This window comes from Hoeflea sp. Naph1 (genome assembly GCF_046837775.1).
GTDB lineage: Bacteria > Pseudomonadota > Alphaproteobacteria > Rhizobiales > Rhizobiaceae > Hoeflea.
Genome location: NZ_CP177286.1, coordinates 1,854,879 through 1,876,000, shown reverse-complemented (window position 1 = coordinate 1,876,000; position 21,122 = coordinate 1,854,879). Strand labels below are relative to the sequence as shown.

The 21,122-nt window shown below is 62.2% G+C and carries 17 protein-coding genes; 8 read left to right on the top strand and 9 right to left on the bottom strand.

Features of this window, described 5'->3' with window-relative positions:
• Window positions 1-2: 2 nt before the first annotated feature.
• Window positions 3-989, top strand: coding sequence for a GlxA family transcriptional regulator (locus ACK6D9_RS08890; protein WP_412051386.1), 987 nt, complete (start codon window positions 3-5; stop codon window positions 987-989).
• Window positions 990-1,009: 20 nt separating this feature from the next.
• Here the strand turns inward: ACK6D9_RS08890 and ACK6D9_RS08885 are convergent, their stop codons facing one another.
• From ACK6D9_RS08885 to ACK6D9_RS08870, 4 genes are all read right to left on the bottom strand, one after another.
• The gene (locus ACK6D9_RS08885) at window positions 1,010-1,789 is read right to left on the bottom strand and encodes an ABC transporter permease (protein ID WP_412051385.1); all 780 of its coding nucleotides are present in this window, start codon (window positions 1,787-1,789) and stop codon (window positions 1,010-1,012) included.
• A complete protein-coding gene (locus tag ACK6D9_RS08880) occupies window positions 1,789-2,520 on the bottom strand; it encodes an ABC transporter permease (protein ID WP_412051384.1) in 732 nt (243 codons plus the stop codon). Before ACK6D9_RS08880 ends, ACK6D9_RS08885 begins: the two co-directional genes overlap by 1 nt.
• A gap of 72 nt (window positions 2,521-2,592) precedes the next feature.
• On the bottom strand, window positions 2,593-3,363 hold the full coding sequence (locus tag ACK6D9_RS08875) for a transporter substrate-binding domain-containing protein (protein ID WP_322990693.1): 771 nt from the start codon (window positions 3,361-3,363) through the stop codon (window positions 2,593-2,595).
• A gap of 47 nt (window positions 3,364-3,410) precedes the next feature.
• On the bottom strand, window positions 3,411-4,217 hold the full coding sequence (locus ACK6D9_RS08870) for an ABC transporter ATP-binding protein (protein WP_412051383.1): 807 nt from the start codon (window positions 4,215-4,217) through the stop codon (window positions 3,411-3,413).
• 133 nt (window positions 4,218-4,350) lie between these two features.
• Between ACK6D9_RS08870 and ACK6D9_RS08865 the strand changes: the two genes are divergently transcribed.
• The 4 genes from ACK6D9_RS08865 to ACK6D9_RS08850 are packed head-to-tail and all read left to right on the top strand — an operon-like array spanning window position 4,351 to window position 8,591.
• Window positions 4,351-5,199 carry a dimethylarginine dimethylaminohydrolase family protein gene (locus tag ACK6D9_RS08865; protein ID WP_412051382.1) on the top strand — a complete coding sequence of 283 codons (849 nt, stop codon included), beginning with the start codon at window positions 4,351-4,353 and terminating at the stop codon, window positions 5,197-5,199.
• Window positions 5,196-5,825, top strand: coding sequence for a TetR family transcriptional regulator C-terminal domain-containing protein (locus ACK6D9_RS08860; RefSeq protein ID WP_412051381.1), 630 nt, complete (start codon window positions 5,196-5,198; stop codon window positions 5,823-5,825). Before ACK6D9_RS08865 ends, ACK6D9_RS08860 begins: the two co-directional genes overlap by 4 nt.
• 4 nt (window positions 5,826-5,829) lie before the next feature.
• Window positions 5,830-6,993: a pyridoxal phosphate-dependent aminotransferase gene (locus ACK6D9_RS08855; RefSeq protein WP_412051380.1), complete on the top strand. Its 1,164-nt coding sequence runs from the start codon at window positions 5,830-5,832 to the stop codon at window positions 6,991-6,993.
• Window positions 6,993-8,591 (top strand): 5-guanidino-2-oxopentanoate decarboxylase, encoded by a 1,599-nt coding sequence (locus ACK6D9_RS08850; protein ID WP_412051379.1) that lies wholly within the window; start codon window positions 6,993-6,995, stop codon window positions 8,589-8,591. Before ACK6D9_RS08855 ends, ACK6D9_RS08850 begins: the two co-directional genes overlap by 1 nt.
• Before the next feature lie 23 nt (window positions 8,592-8,614).
• On the opposite strand, the gene ACK6D9_RS08845 is transcribed toward ACK6D9_RS08850, so the two are convergent.
• From ACK6D9_RS08845 to ACK6D9_RS08825, 5 genes are all read right to left on the bottom strand, one after another.
• Complete coding sequence (locus ACK6D9_RS08845) at window positions 8,615-9,505, bottom strand: transglutaminase family protein (protein WP_412051378.1); 891 nt, start codon at window positions 9,503-9,505, stop codon at window positions 8,615-8,617.
• Window positions 9,502-11,901, bottom strand: coding sequence for a circularly permuted type 2 ATP-grasp protein (locus ACK6D9_RS08840; RefSeq protein WP_412051377.1), 2,400 nt, complete (start codon window positions 11,899-11,901; stop codon window positions 9,502-9,504). The genes ACK6D9_RS08845 and ACK6D9_RS08840 overlap by 4 nt, the downstream gene beginning before the upstream one ends.
• A gap of 3 nt (window positions 11,902-11,904) precedes the next feature.
• Window positions 11,905-15,261, bottom strand: a complete 3,357-nt coding sequence (locus ACK6D9_RS08835; RefSeq protein WP_412051376.1) for a DUF2126 domain-containing protein — start codon at window positions 15,259-15,261, stop codon at window positions 11,905-11,907.
• 235 nt (window positions 15,262-15,496) lie between these two features.
• Window positions 15,497-15,964 (bottom strand): chemotaxis protein CheW, encoded by a 468-nt coding sequence (locus tag ACK6D9_RS08830; RefSeq protein ID WP_412051375.1) that lies wholly within the window; start codon window positions 15,962-15,964, stop codon window positions 15,497-15,499.
• Between the two features lie 417 nt (window positions 15,965-16,381).
• Window positions 16,382-18,577, bottom strand: coding sequence for a DEAD/DEAH box helicase (locus tag ACK6D9_RS08825; RefSeq protein ID WP_412051374.1), 2,196 nt, complete (start codon window positions 18,575-18,577; stop codon window positions 16,382-16,384).
• Window positions 18,578-18,785: 208 nt separating this feature from the next.
• Here ACK6D9_RS08825 and ACK6D9_RS08820 point away from each other — a divergent pair, with 208 nt between their 5' ends.
• The 3 genes from ACK6D9_RS08820 (at window position 18,786) to ACK6D9_RS08810 (ending at window position 21,000) form a co-directional block, all read left to right on the top strand.
• A complete protein-coding gene (locus ACK6D9_RS08820; RefSeq protein ID WP_412051373.1) occupies window positions 18,786-19,094 on the top strand; it encodes a hypothetical protein in 309 nt (102 codons plus the stop codon).
• Window positions 19,095-19,254: 160 nt separating this feature from the next.
• Window positions 19,255-20,109 carry a formyltetrahydrofolate deformylase gene (gene purU, locus ACK6D9_RS08815; RefSeq protein WP_322990456.1) on the top strand — a complete coding sequence of 285 codons (855 nt, stop codon included), beginning with the start codon at window positions 19,255-19,257 and terminating at the stop codon, window positions 20,107-20,109.
• A gap of 6 nt (window positions 20,110-20,115) precedes the next feature.
• Window positions 20,116-21,000: a LysR family transcriptional regulator gene (locus tag ACK6D9_RS08810; protein WP_412051372.1), complete on the top strand. Its 885-nt coding sequence runs from the start codon at window positions 20,116-20,118 to the stop codon at window positions 20,998-21,000.
• Window positions 21,001-21,122 lie beyond the last annotated feature (122 nt).

Genomic DNA, 21,122 nt, shown 5'->3' with positions numbered 1-21,122 from the left:
TCATGACACAAAGCAAAGCTCTGTCGATGATTTCTGAATTGGACCGCCCGATCAAAGTCGATCTGCTGGCCCTGCCCGGCTGTTCGCTGCTGACGCTGGCGAGCAGCGTCGAACCCCTCAGAGCCGCCAATCGGCAGGCCGGTCGGCTGGTATTCGACTGGCGCTTCGTCTCCGTTGATGGCCAGGCACCGGAAACCTCTTCAGGGATCGCCTGGCCGGTTCAGGGCAGGCTCGATCCATCTGGCCGTAGCGATATTCTGGCAGTTGTCGCGGGCTTTGGCGCCGCGCGCATGACCGAGCGCAAACTGATTTCGCTGATTTACCGCGCTGCCCGCAATGCCAATCTGGTTATCGGCATTGAATCGGGCGCCTGGCTGCTGGCGCGCGCTGGCCTGCTGGACGAGCACCGCGCGGCCACCCATTGGGAGGATTTCGAGGAGTTCGCCAGCGCCTTCCCACATGTGGACCTGAGGCCCGACCGCTATGTCATCGACGGGCGCTTCATCACCACCTCGGGCGCGTCGCCCACCTTCGATATGGTTGTCGATCTGATCGGCCGTATTCTCGGCCGTCCGGCAGCACTCGATGTTGCCAGCAGCTTCGTGCATGACGAACTGCGTGCGGCTGGCGACGCCCAGGTCAATGTCACGTTGGGCGACACGCTGCATGATCCACGGCTGGTGCGTGCGGTGCGGATCATGGAAACCCATATCGACGCACCGGTCAGCATCGCGGCGATCGCCAAACGGGTGTCGATGTCGGCGCGTGGACTGGAACAGCTGTTCGCCCGGCAACTGGAACAGACGCCAGGAGCCTATTTTCTGTCTCTCCGGCTGGCAGCGGCGCGACGGCTGGTCAATGACACGCGGTTGAGCATGACCGATATCGCATCACGCACTGGGTTTTCATCGGAATCGTCATTCTCGCGCGCTTTCAGCCGGCAATTCGGCACCCCGCCCCGCGACAGCCGCAAGGCGCGGGCGGCCTAACGGTGTCGGGACGAGGCAAATCAGCTTTGGACTGGCACCCTGGCTTCAAGCCAGCGGAAAGCGACCACCAGCACGCCGGTCAGGATCATGTAGATCAAGGCCAGCAAGAACAGCGGCTCGTAGGTCAGAAAAGTGTCCTGGCGGACACGGGAGATGATCGCATAGACATCGACCACGGTAATCGTCGCGACCAACGGCGTGGCTTTCAGCTGCAGCACGGTTTCGCCAGCCAGCGTCGGCAGCGCCCGATGAATGGCTCGCGGCAACCAGATCCGCCGGAAGGCCGTGAAGGGCGACATGCCATAGGCCCGCGCCGCTTCGAGTTCACCCTTGGGCACGCCGGCAAAGGCGCCGCGCATCACCTCTCCCTCGTATCCGGCAAAGGACATGGTCAGCGCCAGCACACCATAGGGCCAGGCCGACCTGAGATAGGGCCAGGCCCAGGACTGGCGGATTTCCGGCCAGTAGGCAAACAGCGAGCCGAGGCCGTAATAGAGAAGCCATAGTTGCAGCAGCAATGGCGTGCCGCGGATTACGGTGCAGAAGGCGCGCGCCGGTCCCGACAACCAGAAAGGCCCTGCGGCTTGAGCCAGACCGAGCGGCACGGCAAGGAGAAAGCCCAGCACGCTGGTGAGAAACAGCAGCCACAATGTGGTGCCGACACCGGTGACCAGCTTGCCGGAGTAGCGCGGCAACCAGTCCCAGCGCATGGTGGTCGCGGCAAACACCACGATGCCAATGGCAATCGCCAGCAGCACCAAACGGTGCGGCTCCTTCCAGCTTCTGAGTTCCGGTTCCATCAACGCACCGCCGGCATACCGCGACGGGCATGACGTTCAACACGGCGAATGACGACATTGGAAAGCAGTGTCACCATCAGGTAAAGCAGCCCCGCAGCCATGAAAAACAGGAAATAGGACTTGGTGGTGCCGCCTGCCTGTCGCGTCACGAGCGTCAGTTCCGAGACACCGACAACAGCCAGAAGCGCCGTGTCCTTGGTGGCTATCAGCCAGAGATTGGCAAGGCCGGGCACCGCATGCGGCAGCATGCCGGGCAAGGTAATGCGCCGCAGAACTTGCAGCGACGACATGCCATAGGCCCGCGCCGCTTCGATCTGTCCATAGGGCACGGCCTTGAAAGCACCGCGCAGAACTTCGGTTTGATAGGCGCCCTGCACCACGCCAATGACAAAGATGCCCGCGGCCAAACCGCTGATATCGGTGCGCTCGGCGCCCATCAGGATCATGATCTTGTTAAGCGCGTCGGTGCCTGCGTAATAAAGCAACAGGATGAGAACCAGTTCTGGCACCGCGCGCACCAGCGTGGTGTAGACATCGAGCACATCGCGCAGGATCGGCCCACCATAGAGCTTGCCGGTGGCACCACCGATGCCGATCAGAAAGCCGAGAATATAGCCACCGACGGCAACCTGCAGCGAAACCGCAAGACCTTTGAGCAACACACCGCCCCAGCCTGGCGGCTCAAGCGCCAGAAGCTCCCAGGCGGCAATGCCGGTGATCCAGTCAAGCATTTGAAACACTCATTGCGGATCGGCGGGGTGAACCCGCCGATCCGGCTGGAGCGATTGCGCCAGCGAGGCGCATTACTTGCCGTAGATGTCGAAGTCGAAATACTTCTTCGAGAACTCGGCATAAGTGCCGTTTTCGCGGATGGCGGCGATGGCTGTGTTGAATTTCTCGCGCAGCTCATCATCACCCTTGCGCAGGCCAACGCCAACGCCGGCACCGAGGATCGCCGGATCGTCTTCCACCGCGCCGGCAATTTCGCAGCACGTGTCTGACTTGACGAAAGCATCCAGCGCCAGTGAATCCGCCATGACGGCATCAACACGTCCGGCAGCGAGATCCTGGTTGGCTTCGTCCTGGGTCTGGTATTCCTTGATCTCGGCTGCGACGTCACCGAAATGCTCGATCGCATATTTCTGGTGGATCGTGGAGACCTGAACACCGAGGATCTTGCCCTTCAGGCCCTCTGCGTCCGGTGTGATGCCGCCACCCTTGGCCATCGCGACAACCGCAGGCGTATTGTAATATTTATCCGAGAAATCAATGGTCTTCATACGCTCTTCGGTAATCGACATCGAGCCGACGATGGCGTCGATCTTGTTCGATGTCAGCGCCGGAATGATGCCATCCCAGGCAACAGGCGTGACCACGCAATCAAGCTTGGCCTCGGCGCAGACGGCGTTCATGAATTCGATTTCCCAGCCGGTCCAGTTACCGGCTGCATCGGGCTCGGTGAACGGCGGATAAGGCTCGGCTGCAACACCAACGCGCACGGTTTCAGCGGAAGCGGCGTGGGCCGCGAGCGTGAGACCGAATGCGGCGATGGCTGTAACGAGTTTGGTTTTCATAGTATTTCCCCTGTTGGACGTTCGGGCTTTGCCCATTCACCCTTGGACTATTGGACAGTCGCAAGGAATTTTTGCAGGCGCTCCGATTTGGGCGCGCTGTAGACAGTTTCGGGCGGACCTTCCTCCTCGATCACACCGTCAGCCAGAAACACGACATGGTTTGCCACTTCACGGGCAAAATTCATCTCGTGGGTAACAAGCAGCATGGTGCGGCCCTCGCGGGCCAGATCGGCAATCACGGCCAGCACTTCGCCCACCAGCTCGGGGTCGAGTGCAGATGTCGGCTCGTCAAACAGCATCACCTCCGGCTCGACCGCCAGCGCCCGGGCAATTGCCGCACGCTGCTGCTGGCCACCGGACAGAAACGCCGGATAGACATCGCGCTTGTCGGACAGGCCGACACGCTCAAGCAGTTTTTCGGCGCGCGCAATCGCCTCGTCGCGCGGCACACCCATCACATGCACCGGAACCTCGATGACATTGCCAAGCACGGTCATGTGCTGCCACAAATTAAAGCTCTGGAATACCATCGCCAACCGGGTTCGGATCCGGCGCAGTTGCGCGGAATTGGCCGGCTGCTGGCCGCCGCGCCCATCCGGCTTCATCTTGATGATCTCACCCTGGATGCTGATCGTGCCTTTGGTCGGCAGTTCCAACATGTTGATGCAGCGCAGCATGGTCGACTTGCCGGAACCCGATCCACCGATGATGGCCACCACGTCGCCGGTGTTGGCCGACAGCGACACGCCCTTGAGCACTTCGAGCTCACCAAACTGCTTGCACAGGTTGGTAACGGCGACAGCCGGCGGAGACGTTGCGGCGCCGGTTTGGGCGCCAGATTGTGGACTGCTCATACGGTTCCTCAGATGCCCCGGTGGGAGCGAACTGAGCCAATCGTGACCCTTGCGCAGTAATTAATCAAGTGTATAATTTCCAAAATCGCACATCACCGAAACGGACTCCTCCATGAAATACGGATCTCAATCCATGACCGCCCCGCTCAAACGGGTGCTCATGCGCCGGCCTGGCAGCAGCCTTCAAAACGCCAATGCTGCGGAGTGGCATTACGGCCCCGGGTTTGATGGCACCCGCGCCATCGAGCAATTTGGCGTGTTTGCAGATCTGGTGGCGGCGTGTGGTACTGAGATCATCTGGATCGAGGATTCCGGCGACGGCATGGCCGATGCGATGTTCACCCATGATCCGTCGTTGGTGAGCGACAAGGGCGCCATCATTTTGCGCATGGGCAAGCCCGGACGGGTGGGCGAACCGGCGCTGCACGCCGACGCCTACCGCGCTGCAGGCATTCCGATCCTCGGCGAAATCAAGGCCCCCGGTCAGGTCGAGGGCGGCGATTGCATCTGGGTGGACGACTTGACGCTGGCTGTCGGCCGCGGCGTTCGCACCAACCAGGCAGGGATCGAACAGTTGGGCGAAATCCTGTCCCCGCTCGGCGTCACCGTACTCGGCTATGACCTGCCGCTCGGCAACGGCGCCGACGCCTGTCTGCATCTGATGTCGGTAATGTCGCCGCTCGATGAAAAACTGGCGCTGGTGTTTGCCCCGATGCTGCCGGTCGGGTTCTGGCAATTGCTGAAAGACCGCGGCTACACCCTGGTGGAAGCGCCACGCGACGAGTTCGAGGCTTCCAACGGGCTCAACCTCAATGTGCTGGCGCTGACCCCGGGCGAGGTGATCATGGTCGATGGTTTTCCCAAGACACGGGCGCTGATGGAACAGGCCGGTTGCAAGGTAACGGAGTTTGAGGCCGATGCGCTGTGCATCCCTTGCGAAGGTGGGCCTACCTGCCTGACCCGTCCGGCATGGCGGGAATGACGCGACGCGCCTTCCATCGTGAACCAGAAGCGGTGCGGCAGAATGATCTGATTGCAGCAACGCTCGACAGCATTGCCGAATTGGGGCTTGCCGGCGCCACTGTGCGCGAAGTTGCGTTCCGCGCCGGTGTTACGCCAGGGCTGATCCGTCGCTATTTCGATAAGAAGGAACGGCTGGTGGCGGCCGCCTACAGATCCTTCATGACCGAACTGACCGCCAACGCCGCCGCCGGTTGCGGCGATGGTCCGGCGCTGTCACGGCTTGCAGGACTTATCCGCGCCAGCGTCACGCCGCCAGTCGCCGACGGGCGCGCGCTGTCGATATGGGCCGCCTTTACCGGAACGGTGAACTCCGACCCGGCGATGGCGAAAGCCCACCGCGAAGGTTACCAGTCGTTTCGTGATCTGATCGAAAAGCTGGTCTGCGAGGTCATGGCGGAACGCGGCGTGGCCGCGTCACCGCTGCAGATCAGGCAGCACGCAATCATTCTCAACGCCCTGCTCGACGGGCTTTGGATCGAAATCTCCATGGGTGGCGACGACTTCTCGCGCCTCGACGTGGTCCGGCTGACACTCGATTCAGTGGCGACGCTGCTCGGTATCGAACCGGCGGAATTCAGGGAATAAACAGATGCATTACGCACAAATCACCGAGCGCTTGGCCCACAGCGGCGGCGCCAAATGGGCGATCCACCAATATTGCCGGACGATGAAGGCCCAGGGTGCCGACATCATTGAATTGACCATTGGCGAGCCCGACCTTCCACCCGATCCGCAACTGTTCGAGGTCTGCCACCAGTCGATGCTGGCCGGACGCACCGGCTATTCCAGCGGACGCGGCGAACCAGAACTGCTCGACGCGATCGCCGCACGCTATGCCCGCCGCCGCGCCGATGTTGATACCGACAACGTGATGTGCTTTCCGGGAACCCAGACGGCGCTGTTTGCGACCATGATGGCGCTGACCGGGCCCGGCGACGGCGTGTTGGTGGGCGATCCGTTCTACGCCACCTATGAAGGTGTGATCGGCGCCAGCGGCGCGCATCGGCAGCCGGTGCCACTCAGGCCCGAAAACGGGTTCCGGATGAAGGCCGAAGATCTCGAGGCATCGATCACGCCGCAATCGCGGGTGCTGCTGCTGAATTCACCGCACAACCCGAGCGGTGCGGTGCTGAGCGCCGACGAACTCGTCAGCATCGGCGCGGTCTGCAAGGCCCATGATTTGTGGATCGTCGCCGACGAAGTCTACGAGGAACTGGTGTTTGACGGTGAATTCGCATCACCGTTCGACAATCCTGACCTCGCAGACCGTGTGATCGCGCTGTCGTCGATTTCCAAATCACACGCAGCGCCGGGCTTTCGCAGCGGCTGGGCAGTCGGTCCACACGAATTCTGCGACAAGCTGCTGCCGCTGTCGGAAACCATGTTGTTCGGCAACCAGCCGTTTATCGCCGACATGACCGCCTTTGCCCTCAATTCCGATCTGCAAACGTCAAAGCTGATGCGCGAGGCCTACAAGCGGCGCGCGGCACTGATTGCCGACAGGCTTGAGCAACTCGACGGCATCGTGCCGTTCCGACCGCAGGCAGGCATGTTCATCATCGCCGACGTCTCCGGTACCGGACTCGACGGCGAACGCTTTGCCTGGCGTTTGCTGGAAGCTGGAGTCGCGGTGATGCCGGGCTCATCGTTCGGGGACAATGCCGGCGGGCTGATCCGGCTCAGCCTGACAGTGCCCGACGAATCGCTGACGGAAGCCTGCACCCGCATCGCCAGCTTCGTGGAATCGATCTGATGGCAGAGAAATCCCAAACCGTCGGTGAAGCGCTGGTAAAAATGCTTGAGCAGGCCGGTGTCGACACCGTATTTGGTATCCCCGGTGTTCACACCATCGAACTCTATCGCGGGCTCGCAGCAAGTTCGATCCGCCATATCACCCCGCGCCACGAACAGGGTGCAGGATTCATGGCCGATGGCTACGCACGTGCCAGCGGTCGGCCCGGCGTGTGTTTCGTCATCACTGGACCAGGATTGACCAACACCTTGACGGCAATGGCGCAGGCACGGGCCGACAGCATTCCGATGCTGGTGATCTCCGGTGTCAACGCCACGACAACGCTTGGCAAGGGCTCCGGTCATTTGCATGAACTGCCGGACCAGGCAGGGCTTATCCGCACGGTCGCCTTGTCTACCCACACCCTGACCGAGCCATCACGACTGGCCGAAGTGCTGGAACAGGCCTTTTCGGTGATGACCGCCGCCCGCCCCGGGCCGGTGCATATAGAAATCCCGACCGACGTGATGAAGCTGCCCGCCGCCGGCCGGACATTTAAATTGCCTGAAGCGGCCCCATTGTCGCCCTCTGCTTCCGCGCTTAACCGCGCCGCGCAATTATGCACTGCGTCAAAAAGCCCAGTGATCCTGATCGGCGGTGGCGCGGTCCGGCATGCGGCGGTCGTACGCGCTTTCGCCGAAGCGCTCGATGCGCCGGTGGTCAGCACCACCAACGCCCGCGGGGTGATGGCTGGCCATTCGCTCGACGTGCCCGCCAGCGCCAGCTTGGGCTCGGTGCGCAGCCTGCTTGGCCAAGCCGATCTGGTGCTGGCGCTCGGTACCGAGCTCGGGCCTACCGACATGGACATGTATCAGGATGGCGGGTTTGCGCTGCCGGAAAACCTGATCCGGGTTGATATCGACGCAGACCAGTTGCTTCGCGGCGCACCGGCGGCGCTGCCGGTGCGGGCGGATCTGGGTGCATTTATCGCCGGCATGCTTGTCCCTTCCCCGATCTGGGCCAAAATGGAAGGCCGCAATGGCAACGCGCGCGCAAAATTCGCGCGCGATCTGGCACTGGCCGAGATTGGCGACGCCTATCGCCAGCACATCAATCTGTTGCAGCGGATCTGGGATATCCTGCCTGATGCCACCATCGTCGGCGATTCAACCCAGCTGGTTTATGCGGGCAACATGTATGTCTCGGCGCCCGGCCCCGCCACCTGGTTCAATTCGGCCACCGGTTTCGGCACGCTGGGCTATGCAGCGCCTGCAGCGATAGGCGCAGCGCTGGGCAAGCCCGGCCATCCGGCGGTAGCGCTTTTGGGCGATGGCGGATTTCAGTTCACGCTGTCGGAGCTTGGCAGCGCCCGCGACTGCAACGCAGACGTGGCGTTTCTGGTGTGGAACAATTCCGGCTACATGGAAATCGAGACGGCGATGACCTCGGTGGACATCGCGCCGATCGGGGTTACCCCATCGGCACCCGATTTTTCCGTCATTGCTACAGCCTATGGCCTGCCCTCGCGCAGGGTCCGCAATGCCGAGGATTTGCTGACGGCACTGAAAGACCTGCCGCGCCCCTGCCTGATCGAATATCTCGACAACCCCGACGATTGACAGTTCTGGCGCTGGACACCCGGTTACCGATCGACCGGGGCGACGTCGACTGACTGGTTGCTAGACTGACCGCCGGCGATGCGCATGGCGCCGCGCACCGGGGCTACATCGGCATAGTCGCGACCATAGCCGACCACCACATGATCGGTACCGGCAAACACCGCGTTGGTCGGGTCATATTCAACCCACCCGGCTTGCGGTCCGCACCACGCCTTTACCCAGGCATGCATGGCATCGGCGCCTTCGAGCCGCTCCTGGCCGGGTGGCGGCAGGGTGCGCAGATAACCGCTGACGTAGCCCGCCGGAATGCCAAGGCTGCGCAGCGCGATGATCATGATGTGGGTAAAATCCTGGCAGACGCCGTGGCGGGCGGCGAAGGCTTCGGCGGCAGGCGTGTCGACCGTGGTGGCTTCGGCGTCAAAGCGCATCGCGTGGTGCAACGCAAGGCCCAAATTCCCAACGATGTCGCTTGTGGCGAGACCCGGCAACCGGTGACCGGCTGCCCAGCTGGCGATCGCGGCATCCGGCTGTGCGTAGCGGGAAGCAGCCAAAAAGTGCAAGGGAGACACCGGCCCCAGATCGACGGTCTCGGCCAGCGCACGGGTAAGCCCCGCGAGATCAGGCGAACCGCCAGTTGGCGCGGCGCCGCCTGTAACCTCGACCCGTGAAGTGAAGGCAATCACGATGTTCCAATGCGCCTCTGCAAAGGCCAGCTCGGTGACGGCGTTGCCGAAGAAATCGGTGCGGTCCGACCGATAGGACGGCAATGGATCAATGGTGATGTCGCCTGTAATCAACCGTTGCCGGCCCTCAATTGACAGGGGCATCGCATGCAGGATCTGTCGTGCGCCCGCCGCCGGGGCCTCGAAGGCGTAGTCGATGATCAGCTTGATGTCATAAAGCATGTCGATCATCCTAGGTACTGGGCATGAATTTCATTGGTCACCTGCCCGATGGCTTGCCGCAGTTCGTTGAGCTTTTCCAGATCAAGACTCTGCGGCGTATGCGCGGCGAGTTCGCTGTGGAGCCGCTGTGCCAGCAGTGACAGATTCGACAACTGCCCCCCGGTTTGAGCACCCGGCAACAAGCTAACCTGATGTCGTATTTCGCTGACATGGCAGGCGATCGATCGCGGATTGAGCACATCGAGCGCCAACAGATCGATGACCGTGTTGCGGCTGGCGGTAACCGAATAGCGGCGGCGGTGGGTCATGACACTGTCGCCGATCTCGACGCAAAGCTCGAAACCACCATGCGGACCGGACCATTCGCCAAACGTCGCCAGCAATTCGGCCATCGCCATAGCGCGCTCAAGAGAGCGACCGATGGTCAGGAACCGCCAGCCGGTGGAATGGTACATGTTCTCGTGCACCAGACCCGAAAAACCGGTGATTTTGCGCAGCAACACACCGAGCGCCGAAGCCGCGTCATCGCCGGGAACGACAACCCGGCGCATCTTGCCGACTGCACCTTCAAGATCGGCGAGCGAGGACCACGCGTCGACTGAAAAACGGTCACGCACCTGGTTGGCCGAGTTCACAGCCATTGAGATGGCCTGCTCTACGGCCAAGGGAACACCCTCCCCGGTCTCCACTCCCCGATCCTCAAGATAGGTCTCGATGGCATCCATCAGCGGCGAGCCACCGGCGGGGCTTTCGGGCAGCCGGCTCATATAAGCGCGCACCAGCCGCATCAGCCCCTCTGAGCGTTCGACATAGCGGCCGAGCCAGAAGAGATTGTCGGCGGCGCGGCTCGGCAACAACGCCGGCGAGGTTCGGACGAAAAATTCGTCTGGCCTCACCCTGGCCTCTTCTTCGGGCAACGGCTTGTCGGAGACTACCCAGACGTCGGCGACCGAACCGCCGCGCCGGATCGACACCGCGGATGGATCATCAGCCGACGCCGCAAGTCGGGCAAACCCGCCCGGCATCAACTGCCAACCGTCGCGGGTGCGCGACAGGAACACGCGGATACTCATCGGCCGCGGTTTCAGCACGTCGTTTTCCCAAGTCGGCGTCGTCGACAGCGACACCAATTGCTGGCCGACCAGGTGTCGCCCCTCGGCTGCCAGCCAGGCATCAAGATCTAGGCCCATTGTCGACATGTCGCCCTTGAGCACGGCACCAGGTTCCGGTTCCAAAGGCAGACGGGTGGAATTTGCCGGGCCGATCATCATTGCTTCGGCGTTGGCAAACACATGGGCCCGCTCGGCTTCACCACCACACCACCAGGTGGCGATGTTGGGGATGGTAAGCGGCTTGCCGTGCAGCACCTCGGACAGGCGCGGCAGGAAGGCCAGAAAGGCGCGGCTTTCGAGCACGCCCGCGCCCAGCGCATTGACCATGGTGACGCCGCCTGAGCGAACCGCGCCGAGCAAGCCCGGCGTTCCCAGCTTGGATGCCGATTCAAGTTCCAGCGGATCGGCCCAGATGGCATCAAGCCTGCGCCACAGAACGCTGATCGGTTTGGGGCCGGAAACGGTTCGAACCAGCAGCCGGCCGTCCTCGACCATCAAATCATCGCCCTCAAGCAGCATCATGCCGAGATATCGAGCGATGTAGGCATGCTCGAAATAGGTATCGTTCATCGGCCCTGGGGTGAGGATGCCGACACGGCTGTTGTCTTCCTGGCGCGCAGCATTGAGCCCGTCCCGGAAGGCGCGAAAAAAGCCTGCCAGCCGCGCGACATTGGCACTGCGGTAGAGCCCGGGAAAAGACCGTGACGAGGCAACGCGGTTTTCGATCGCATAGCCGGCGCCCGAAGGTGCCTGGGTGCGGTCACCCAACACCCACCACCGGCCATCGGGGCCACGGCCGATCTCGAAGGCGAGAAAATGCAGGAAATGTCCCGACGCCGGCTTCACGCCCACCAGTGGCCGCAGCCATTCCGGGTTGGAGGCGACCAGGCTGGCAGGAAGATGGCCGTCGGCAACCAGTTTGTTGTCGCCATAGAGATCGGCAATCACGGCTTCAAGCAGGTCGGCACGTTCGCCAAGCCCGGCCGCCAGCGCCTGCCACTCGTCGGTCGGCTGGATCACCGGCACCGGACTGAGCGGCCAGTCGCGCGGACTTGCGCCCTCCTCGTACTGACGCACGAACACACCCGCATCGCGCAGATAGTGCGCGCCGCGGGAGAAATCGCGCTCGCGCTCCTGCGGGCTTGCCGCCTGCAAATGCGCCACCAGCTTTCGCCAGGCCGGCTTTACCCGGCCCTCCTCGTCGAGCATTTCATCACGCACCCCTGGGGGCGGCGCATAGCCTGACAGAATGGCGGACCTTTCGGCATCGTTCGACATGTAAGAGCTGTTCACCGGTCAGAGCCCCGGTTTGCGGCGCAGATCGAGCGTGAACGGGAACTCCGGAGGCGGCGTTTCCGGCGTCGGCGTGCGGGCGCCGGGGGTATGGCCGCGATGCTCGAACCGCGCCAGCCGGCGGGCTTCGGCCTCGTTGCCATTGACCGGAAACGTATCGTAGTTGCGACCGCCGGGGTGGGCTACATGATAAACACAACCACCGAGCGGTCGTCCCGACCAGGTGTCGAATATATCAAAGGTGAGCGGTGCGTCGACCGGCAGAACCGGATGCAGCGCCAGCGTCGGCTGCCAAGCCTTGTAGCGCACACCGCCAACCGAGACTCCGGCCTTTCCGGCTGCCGCCATCGGCACCGGGCGTCCGTTGCAGGCGACCAGATAGCGAGACGGATCGGCGCTTTCGAGTTTGACCTGCAGCCGTTCGACCGAACTGTCGGTGTAGCGCACGGTGCCGCCGATGGCACCGGTCTCGCCCAGCACATGCCAGGGTTCGAGCGCCTGCCTGAGTTCCAGCTTCACGCCTTCATAGACAACCTCGCCACAGAACGGAAAGCGGAATTCGGCCTGCGCCTCATACCATTCCGGCCGCAGCACAAAACCGTGGTCGCGCAGGTCCTCGAGCACGTCGAGGAAATCCTGCCAGATGAAATGCGGCAGCATGAAGCGATCATTGAGCGTAGTGCCCCAGCGGGTGAAGTGCCCCTTCGCGGGGGACTGCCAGAAGCGGGCGACGAGCGCGCGGATCAGCACCTGCTGGGCCAGACTCATGCGCGGGTCTGGTGGCATCTCGAAGCCGCGGAATTCGACCAAGCCGAGCCGGCCGGTGGGACCGTCGGGCGAATAGAGCTTGTCGATGCAGATCTCGGCGCGGTGGGTGTTACCGGTGACATCGGTGAGCAGGTTGCGCAGCAACCGATCAACCAACCATGGCAGGGGCGGGTTTCCGGCATCGGGATGCGGGATCTGATCCAGCGCCATCTCGAGTTCATAGAGGCTGTCGTGACGCGCCTCGTCAATGCGTGGCGCCTGGCTGGTCGGGCCGATGAACATGCCGGAGAACAAAAACGACAAGCTCGGGTGGCGTTGCCAGTGCAGGATCAGACTGGCCAGCAGGTCTGGGCGTCGCAGGAACGGGCTGTCGAGCGGGGTTGCCCCGCCAACCACCACGTGGTTGCCCCCGCCGGTACCGGTGTGGCGGCCGTCGATCATGAACTTGTCGGCGCCGAGCCGGGTCTGGCGTGACTCTTCATAGACCCCTTGGGTGATTGCAACGCACTCATCCCAACTGGTGGCTGGGTGGACATTGACCTCGACCACACCGGGATCGGGCGCCACCCGGATAACATTGAGGCGCGAATCGTGCGGCGGGCCGTAGCCTTCGATATGGACCTTCAGACCGAGCTTGTTGGCCGCCACTTCGGCAGCCGAGACCAGTTCGAGATAGTCCTCGACCTTTTCCACCGGCGGCATGAATATGCACAGACGTCCATCACGCGGCTCGACCGAGATCGCGGTGCGGACTGCGCCATCGAGATCGCCGATTTCCTGCTCGACGCGCTGCTGGGTCGGCTCGGCAGCGGAAAACTGGGCGACCGGCTGGGCCGCGGCAGCGGCGGCACGGGAGTCAGCCAGTGCATCGGCAAAGGCTGCGGCGGCCAGATCGGGCAGATCGCCGCGCGGTTCAGTCGGATCTGCGGGATTGACGAACGGATATTCGGATTCAGGCACATGCGGCAGCGAGCCGAGCGGCAAGCGATAGCCGACCGGGCTGTCGCCGGGCACCAGAAACACGTGGCCGCGCCGGGTCTTCCATTTTTCAGACCGCCAGCCATGGGCCGCAGCCTTTGACTGCCAGCGCTGTACCGGCAGCACAAAGCCAGACGGCGTGGCAAGCCCGCGCGAAAACACCGTGGCAATGCGATGACGTTCCTCGGCGTCCTCAAGCTTGGAGTTTTCCGGCGTCACATTGTCAGGCAGATTGCCTTCCTTGATGATCCATTCGGCCGGATCCTCATAGGCGGGCACCACGTGACCCTCGGCAATTCCGAGTGTATCGGCAATCGCCGAGAGCAGTTCCCGGGCGGACTCCGGACTTGCCTGCCCGGTCTCTTGTCCCTCATCGGCAATCAGCTCGGCATTATGCCAGATCGGCTTGCCGTCGCGCCGCCAGTAAAGCGAAAAGGTCCAGCGCGGCAGTGTCTCGCCGGGATACCATTTGCCCTGGCCATAATGCAGGAACCCACCGGGCGCGAAACGGTTGCGCAGCCGCCGGATCAGCTTGTCGGCAGCCTCGCGTTTTTGCGGGCCAACTGCAGCGGTGTTCCATTCCTCACTTTCGAAATCATCGATCGAAACGAAAGTCGGCTCGCCGCCCATTGTCAGCCGTACGTCGCCCTGCTTCAGCTTGTCGTCGATATCGTGGCCGAGTTGGTTGAGCGCGTCCCAGGACTCGTCGCTGAACGGCTTGGTGATGCGCGGGTGCTCCGCCATCCGCTCGACCCGCATGTCAAAGCCGAATTCCACCTCGGCGAAACTCGCCAGCCCGGAAATCGGTGCGGCATTGCGGTAATGCGGCGTTGCGGCAAGCGGGATGTGGCTTTCGCCGGTCAGCAGGCCGGAGGTCGGATCGAGACCGATCCAGCCGGCGCCTGGCAGATAGACCTCAGTCCAGGCATGCAGGTCGGTAAAATCGTGATCGGTTCCGGCGGGCCCATCTATTGCAACCAGGTCCGGCTTGAGCTGGATCAGGTAGCCCGAGACAAAGCGCGCGGCAAAGCCCAGTTGCCTGAGCACCTGCACCAGCAGCCAGCTGGTGTCCCGGCACGATCCGCGGCCGGTTTCAAAGGTTTCTTCTGGCGTCTGTACACCCGGCTCCATGCGGATGACGTAGCCAATCTCGTTGGCCAATCGGGCGTTGAGGCCGACAACGAAATCGACCGTGCGGGCTCGCTCACGCGGCACTGTCTGCATGAACGCGGCCAGTCGCGGACCGGCGGGTTCCGGCGTGCGGTAGATCACCAGATCGGGGGCTATGTCCTCGGGATAATCAAACGGCCATTCTTCGGCGATATCCTCGACGAAGAAATCGAACGGGTTATAGACCGTCATGTCGGCAACAAGATCGACCTCGATCTTGAATTCCATCACCGGATCGGGAAACACATAGCGTGCCATCCAGTTTCCATAAGGATCCTGCTGATAATTGACGAAATGCTGCTCGGGACTGATCTTGAGCGAATGCGAGACAACCCGGGTACGCGAGTGCGGCGCCGGTCTGAGTCGAATGATCTGTGGGCCCAGGCTAACCGGGCGGTCGTATTTGTAATGAGTCAGATGGTGAACGCTAGCCAGGATCGACATGAGCTGTATCCGTTGATCGGGCGGCCTTGCGGCGCAAAACAGCATGCATTGCCAGTCGAGCCATGTCCACCGGTGATGATGCAGCGCACATAAATAGAAGCAGTTATCGCTGCCGGGTTTCACCCGATCGAGGCCATAACCCGCGGGAAATGGTGCCGGATAACCGTAAAAGGGCGGGCGCAGCCGGATGTACCGGCGCGCCCGCCCTTTAAAATTGGCAGGTATCAGAAGAGGTTCAGGCGGCGAGCTCGCCTTCTTCATCAAGCAGGGATTCGAGATCGAGGTGCGAGATCATCTGCTTGTCCTTGGCGATGATCGCCGTGGTCATTCTCTGAACTTCGGTGGCCCCGACCTCGGGCACGTTCTGGATTTCGCTCTCGACGACGGTGACCATGTCGGAGACATTGTCGACCAGAAGGCCAACCAGTTGCCCGCGAACGCTGGCGACGATGATTGCCGAACGCTCGGTGGGCTCGATGGCTTCAAGCCCGAGCCGCAGCGCCATGTCGATGACAGGGATGACGGTACCACGCAGGTTGATCACGCCCATGACATGGCGGGGGGCGTGGGCCAGCGGCGTTGCCGGCGCCCATCCGCGGATTTCCCGGACCGACATGATGTTCACGCTGAACACCTGTTCGCCGAGAAAAAACGAAATGATCTCAAGACCTGATGTCTGGTTGTCGGATTGCGTCGCGTTCATCCTGCCCTCGTTTCAAATGCCCCAACCCAATATCCGGCGCCGTGGCGCATCGCGATATCAAGGCCCGGACAGTCCGGTGTTAAAATCTGGAATGAGGCACGGTCATGAGCTCGCATGTGCCACACGCGGTTTGCCACCGCCGGGAAACGCATCATGCCTGAAGCTGCCGCTTCTTCCCATAATCGGATTCAATCATGGTTTCGTTAAGAATGCGGAAACTTCAGACTACAGGAATATGCGGTTTTCCAAGGGAACCATGGCGAGAACGCAGGGTGGAAACCGCCTTGGCGCCAGCGGTTTTATACTTGTATCACTTTTGACACCACAGTGTCCTGCACTGCGGCAGCGATGCTTTGGAGAAACGGTTCAAAGCTTGCACAAGCGGCGCTCAATCGCGCCGCTTGCTGGGCTTGTGCTTTATTCTTTGGGTTTACGCTTCAGACCACCCTTGCCGCCATCCTTGGCCGAGGCGTGGCCCGCGGCGGGTGCAGGGGCCGGCGCTGCTGCCGGCGGAGGTCCCTTGCGGTGCGACTTGGCCGGTTTGGCATCAGCCTTGAAGGCAGGCTTGTCGCGCTTGGGCTTCTTGTCCTTGGCCTTGGGTTTGTCCGCGGCATAAGGTTTGTCTGCGCCGTTGTCGTTGCGAACCGAAGGCTTGGCCTTTTTCGGCTTTACGTGATCCGCAGCGGGCTTGTCACTCTCAACCGGGCGGGCCGGCGGGATATCATCGTATGGCCACACGCCTGGCTTTGCGCCGCTGGGCAGGTCATCGCGGACCGCAGGTTTACGGTCAGCGTAGGCGTCTTGCCGCGGCGGCCGGTCGTCACGCTTCTTGCCGCCGGTGAAGGGGCGTTTCTTGGCATAGTCAGGCTTTGCCTTTTCGCGGGGACGGTAATCGTCTCCGGCCGCGTCAGGACGCCCCCCCCGATCCGGGCGCGGGCCTGATGCGGAATCGTTGTCGCGGGGGCGCGGCGGGCGCTGGTTGCGCGCCGGCGCTTCGGGAACACCGGCAAGCCGCGTGACGATGACATTCTTCTCGATCTTGCCCGATGGGCCGATCTCGGCCTCGAATTTTGCCGCCGCTGCGCCGGTAATTTCAACATGCGTATCCAGATCATGAATCCGGATCGAGCCGATTTCCGCCTTGGTGATGTTGCCGGCGCGGCAGATCATCGGCAGCAGCCAGCGCGGCTCTGCCGATTGCTTGCGACCAAGCGACAATGAAAACCAGACGGCATCCTTGATCGGCACATGCTCACGCGGCGCACGCTCCTGAAAAGTGCCACCGGATGAAGGCACCGGCCCGTTTTCCATCAATTCTTCGGGCGCTGACCGGCCGGCATGGTGAAAGCGCATCAAGGCCACGGCAACCTTTTCAGGGCCATGCCGTTCCAAAAGCGCAGCAACCATCGCGGTTTCGTCTTCGGTAATGTCGGCCAGGAAGTTCGGGTCGTCCATCAGACGCTCATCATCGCGGGCCAGGATCTCGGCGGCCGACGGTGGCCGTGCCCACGTCGCCGAAATCCGCGCGTCGGCCAGAAGCCGCTCGGTGCGACGACGGGCGTTGTACGGCACCACCATGGCGGAGACACCCTTGCGGCCCGCCCGACCGGTACGCCCGGACCGATGCAGCAGGCCTTCCGGCGATTTGGGCAGATCGGCATGAATGACCAGTTCCAAATCCGGCAAATCGAGCCCGCGGGCGGCAACATCGGTGGCGACGCAGACCTTGGCGCGGCCATCGCGCAGGGACTGCAATGCGTGGGTGCGTTCGTTCTGGCTGAGTTCGCCCGAAAGCGCGACAACGGCAAAACCGCGGTTGGAAAACCGTGCGGTCAGGTGGTTGACCGTGGCGCGGGTGCTGCAAAAGACGATGGCGTTCTTGGCATCATAATAGCGCAGCAGGTTGATGACGGCGTTCTCGCGGTCATTCGGCGCAACGGTCAATGCACGATACTCGATATCGAGGTGCTGCTTCTGCTCACCGGCAGTGGTAACTCGGACCGCCTTGCGCTGATAGCGCTTGGCAAGATTGGCGATGCCCTGCGGTACGGTAGCAGAAAACATCAGGGTACGGCGTTCATCCGGCGCAGCGTCGAGGATGAATTCGAGATCGTCGCGGAATCCGAGATCAAGCATCTCGTCGGCTTCGTCGAGCACCACGGCGCGAATGGCAGAGAGGTCCAGCGAACCGCGGTTGATATGATCACGCAGGCGGCCGGGCGTTCCCACCACAATATGGGTCCCGCGTTCGAGCGTGCGCCGCTCGGTCATCATGTTCATGCCGCCGACGCAGGTGGCGATCCGCGCGCGGGCTTCGGCATAAAGCCAGGCCAGTTCGCGCTCGACCTGGAGTGCAAGTTCACGGGTCGGTGCGATGACCAGCGCCAGCGGCGCCTGGGGATGGGGCAACGACTGCTCGTCGCCCATCAAGGTCGGCGCCAGCGACATTCCGAAAGCCACGGTCTTACCCGACCCGGTCTGGGCCGACACCAACAGGTCGGCATCGCGCAGTTCGGGCGCGAGAATGGCTTCCTGCACCGGTGTGAGCGCATCATAGCCGCGCTTTGTCAGCGCATCACTGATTGCTGAATGAATATCTGTCCTGGGCGTCATCGTGTTCTTTCAATTGAAATTTGCCGGGCCGGCGGGATCGCTAGTGGAAGGCGTTCAACCACGGCTGCGGCGGATCGCTGCGGTATAGGGCATCAAAGCGGAGGTTCAAAGCGACAATTTCGCGGAGCAGTCCGCAAATCATCTGGATAATTGCCACCAATCAGTCAATCAGCGGGGAACCAAGGCAGTGGTGCGGCGTTATTGTGGCATGAAAAAGACCGTTCTCATATCTGCAGCTGTTCTCGCCCTGGGTGTTGCCGCCATTTCAGCCGACGAGCGCAGTTTTGTCGCCCCGGAAGCCACGGCGAATATGGCCATGGCTTCGCTGTCGCTGACAGAAGCAGTTGCACTGAACAACGCCGACGCTTCGGACGTCACGCGACGCAACCAAGCACGACTGGGCGAAGCCCGCCTGGTGTTGTCTCCGGCAACAGCGAAGACCACCGCCTGCGAGAAGGCCAATTGGCCCTATTACCCCGCCGATTGCCTAGAGCGGGTGGAGACTTCCCGGATTTAATCAATCCGGTGACGACAATCGCCCCATTGCACCTTGTGCCCAGGGAGCGACCGATGGTCGCGACAGAAAACGGGAACCGCGTTCTTGACCGCTCCAGAACGATGCCGCAAAACCCTGTGCAACGGAGCTGAGCCGGCTTCGGTCTATCTTGGAGCAGGGCATGTCGAATTCGCATTTTGTCATCACGCTGGGTTGCGCCGATCAACCGGGCATCGTCGCAGCCGTCACCGCAGAACTGGCGCGGCTGGGTGCCAACATTGCGGAATCCGGTCAGTTTTGGGATCGCGAATCCAACCGGTTCTTCATGCGGATTGCGATTGAAGCACCGTCCGGCACCCGCGCAGATGCCATTGCTGCGGCACTGCAGGAACCGGTTACCCGGTTTGACATGCAGATCGACATCAACAACCGCGCCAAACGCCCGAAGATCATCATCATGGTCTCGAAATTCGATCACGCCCTACTGCACCTGATCTACCAGATCCGCGTCGGCTGGCTCGACGCCGAAGTGGTGGCGGTCGTTTCCAATCACGATGACAGTCGCAAGCGGGCCGAGAGCGAAGGCCTGACATTTCATCACTGGCCGGTGACACGTGACACGAAAGCAGCGCAGGAACAGAAACTGATCGATCTGGTAGAGGAAACCGGTGCCGATCTGGTGGTGCTGGCGCGCTACATGCAGGTGCTGTCAGACAATCTCTCACGCCAGCTGTCGGGCAAGGTGATCAACATCCATCACTCGTTCCTGCCCAGTTTCAAGGGCGCGAAGCCCTACCACCAGGCCCATGAGCGGGGCGTCAAGCTGATTGGTGCGACGGCCCATTACGTGACGGCCGACCTTGATGAAGGCCCGATCATCGAGCAGGAGACCGAACGCGTCAGCCACGCCATGACCGGTGACGATCTGGTCGCCACCGGCCGCGACATCGAAGCCCGGGTGCTGGCGCGAGCTGTAAAGTTGCATCTTGAATCGCGGGTGATGCTCAATGGCCGCAAGACCGTGGTGTTCGGATGAGCACTCATGAACTGGGATGATATCCGGGTTTTCCTGGCCATAGCCCGGTCCGGACAGATCCTCGGCGCGGCCCGGCGGCTCGGGATCAACCACGCCACCGCAGCCCGGCGGCTCACCTCGCTGGAGACAGCGCTCGACGCGCAGCTCATCGTTCGCCGCACCAATGGCTGCGGGCTCACCGGCGAAGGCGAGGCTTTTCTCGTTCATGCCGAACGCATGGAAGCCGAGATGCTGGCCGCCCAGGCCAATCTGGGGCGCACCGACAGCGCCATTTCAGGCACCGTGCGGATCGGCGCGCCTGATGGATTCGGTGTGTCGTTTCTGGCGCCGAGACTGGGCAGCCTGATTGCGCGACATCCGGATTTACGGCTGCAACTGGTGCCGGTTCCGCGCAGCTTCTCGCTGCCGCAACGCGAGGCAGATATTGCGATCACCGTCGAGCGACCGTCCGGAGGCCGGCTGGTGGCACGCAAGCTGGTGGATTATTCGCTGGCGCTCTATGCCTCGCGAAGCTACCTGCAAGCCCACGGAACGCCGGCCCGGACAGAAGACCTCAAAGGCCACCGGCTCATCAGTTATGTCGAAGACCTGATCTTTTCACCGTCACTGCATTTCACCCGCGACATCCTGCGCAACTGGGCGGCGCAGCTGGAAATTTCCAGCGCCACCGGACAAACCGAGGCGGTGCGCTCGGGGGCAGGCATCGCCGTGCTGCATGATTACATTGCCGTGACCGACCCGGATCTGATCCGGCTGCTGCCCGAACACCGGATCGAACGCTCCTACTACATGGTCTATCATGAATCGGCGCGGGACCTGGCGCGGGTGCGCACCGTCGCCGATCACATCTCGGCCATCGTCCATGAACACAAGGCCGATTTCTTTCTGTAGCGGAGACGGGCTTTCGCACTGGCAAAACGGCGCCGAAAAACAAAACGCCTGCCGGGTCAGACCCGACAGGCGCTTGTAGGTTGTCGGGACGTCGAACCGGTGCTTGGGAGGAGGATCCCGGC

Excerpts from the sequence above, each read along its gene's own strand:
- ACK6D9_RS08875 (WP_322990693.1), bottom strand. The coding sequence starts at position 3,363 with ATGAAAACCAAACTCGTTACAGCCATCGCCGCATTCGGTCTCACGCTC.
- ACK6D9_RS08850 (WP_412051379.1), top strand. The coding sequence starts at position 6,993 with ATGGCAGAGAAATCCCAAACCGTCGGTGAAGCGCTGGTAAAAATGCTT.
- purU (WP_322990456.1), top strand. The coding sequence starts at position 19,255 with ATGTCGAATTCGCATTTTGTCATCACGCTGGGTTGCGCCGATCAACCG.
- ACK6D9_RS08860 (WP_412051381.1), top strand. The coding sequence starts at position 5,196 with ATGACGCGACGCGCCTTCCATCGTGAACCAGAAGCGGTGCGGCAGAAT.
- ACK6D9_RS08830 (WP_412051375.1), bottom strand. The coding sequence starts at position 15,964 with ATGAACGCGACGCAATCCGACAACCAGACATCAGGTCTTGAGATCATT.
- ACK6D9_RS08845 (WP_412051378.1), bottom strand. The coding sequence starts at position 9,505 with ATGATCGACATGCTTTATGACATCAAGCTGATCATCGACTACGCCTTC.
- ACK6D9_RS08855 (WP_412051380.1), top strand. The coding sequence starts at position 5,830 with ATGCATTACGCACAAATCACCGAGCGCTTGGCCCACAGCGGCGGCGCC.
- ACK6D9_RS08820 (WP_412051373.1), top strand. The coding sequence starts at position 18,786 with ATGAAAAAGACCGTTCTCATATCTGCAGCTGTTCTCGCCCTGGGTGTT.
- ACK6D9_RS08825 (WP_412051374.1), bottom strand. The coding sequence starts at position 18,577 with ATGACGCCCAGGACAGATATTCATTCAGCAATCAGTGATGCGCTGACA.
- ACK6D9_RS08835 (WP_412051376.1), bottom strand. The coding sequence starts at position 15,261 with ATGTCGATCCTGGCTAGCGTTCACCATCTGACTCATTACAAATACGAC.
- ACK6D9_RS08870 (WP_412051383.1), bottom strand. The coding sequence starts at position 4,217 with ATGAGCAGTCCACAATCTGGCGCCCAAACCGGCGCCGCAACGTCTCCG.
- ACK6D9_RS08880 (WP_412051384.1), bottom strand. The coding sequence starts at position 2,520 with ATGCTTGACTGGATCACCGGCATTGCCGCCTGGGAGCTTCTGGCGCTT.
- ACK6D9_RS08885 (WP_412051385.1), bottom strand. The coding sequence starts at position 1,789 with ATGGAACCGGAACTCAGAAGCTGGAAGGAGCCGCACCGTTTGGTGCTG.
- ACK6D9_RS08810 (WP_412051372.1), top strand. The coding sequence starts at position 20,116 with ATGAACTGGGATGATATCCGGGTTTTCCTGGCCATAGCCCGGTCCGGA.
- ACK6D9_RS08890 (WP_412051386.1), top strand. The coding sequence starts at position 3 with ATGACACAAAGCAAAGCTCTGTCGATGATTTCTGAATTGGACCGCCCG.
- ACK6D9_RS08865 (WP_412051382.1), top strand. The coding sequence starts at position 4,351 with ATGACCGCCCCGCTCAAACGGGTGCTCATGCGCCGGCCTGGCAGCAGC.